The following is a 1,177-nucleotide window of genomic DNA, read 5'->3' as shown; positions in this document are numbered from 1 at the left end:
ACCCCTGACGGGGATGGGGCCGCAAGGCGGAATGCAGCCGGGGGCGAGGCCGCCGCCGGTGACGCAGCCGGGCGTGACGCAGCCGGAGGTGGCGCAACAGGGTGGGGCCTCGGCGTCTGCCTTGCGCGCCGGCATGGCGGCCGCCCCCCCGCCGGATCCGGCGCCGCCCGGCGCAGGCCTGGCGCCGCTGCCCCCGGCCGTCCCCACCCAGGGTCCGGCGACGATCCACGCCGGCTTCGACGGCATCGGCCCGGCCGGCCAGGCCGGGGTTCCGCCCGAGGCGGCGCCGGCGCGACCAGCCGCCGCCAGCACGGCCGCCCCGCCCATCGCCGTCCCCCTGGGGACATCAGGCGGGCCAGCCTTCGGCGGTGGCGAGGCCGGCTTCGCCGGGGCCACCCCGGCTGCGGTCAGCGTGACCCCGACCGCCAGCGCACCGGCGGCCGTCGCAACCCGGCCCGCTGCGGCGGTCGCCGCTGCCGCGCCACCCGGGCGAGGAGGGGGGGAGGCCCAGCCCGTCACGCCGGGTCCGGTGCCGCCGCAGCCGGCGGCGCTGCCAGCCACGATCACCGTCACGACGGCCAGGCCGGAAGGCGCCGCCGCGCCAGGCATCGCCGCCACCTCACCGGTGCCGGCCCCGCCTGTGCCGGCCCTGCCGGCATCGGCCGCGCCTGTGCCGGCCCTGCCTTTGCCGGCCCTGCCTGTGTCAGCCCCGCCCGTGTCAGCCCCGCCTGTGCCGGACCTGCCGGTGCCGGCCCCGTCCGTTTTGGCCCCGTCCGTACTGGCCCCGTCTGCGTCGGCGGCGCCCATGCCGGCCCTGCCGGCGTCGGCGGCGCCCATGCTTGCCCTGTCGGTGTCGGCCGCGCCGGTGCCAACCCTCCCGGTGCCAGCCCTGCCGGTGCCAGCCCTGCCGGTGCCAGCCGCGCCGGTGCCAGCCGCGCCGGTGCCGGTCCTGCCGGTGCCCTCCCTGGTCGAAACGGCGTCCGTCGCCAGCCCCGCCGCCAGCCCGGCCCCTGCGGCACCCGAAGGCACCGTCCCGCTTGTGGCGGCGGGCAGCCCGCCGCCTGCCGCCGCGCAGAGCGCCGGTCCGACGGCTTCGGCGGCGCCGTTGCCGCTGCTCGGCGTCCCGGCAGTGGCGCCGTCCGTGGCTGTGCCGCGCCCGGCCCCTGCCGGCCGGGCG

General features: G+C 81.2%; 1 pseudogene. It reads left to right on the top strand.

What is annotated here, in order from left to right:
- Positions 1 to 805: 805 nt before the first annotated feature.
- Positions 806 to 1,177, top strand: a pseudogene (locus HEQ75_RS27970) (hypothetical protein); the annotation flags it as partial.

This window comes from Falsiroseomonas selenitidurans (assembly GCF_012103215.1).
GTDB classification, from domain to species: domain Bacteria; phylum Pseudomonadota; class Alphaproteobacteria; order Acetobacterales; family Acetobacteraceae; genus Falsiroseomonas; species Falsiroseomonas selenitidurans.
This window is presented reverse-complemented; position numbering and strand designations above follow the sequence as displayed.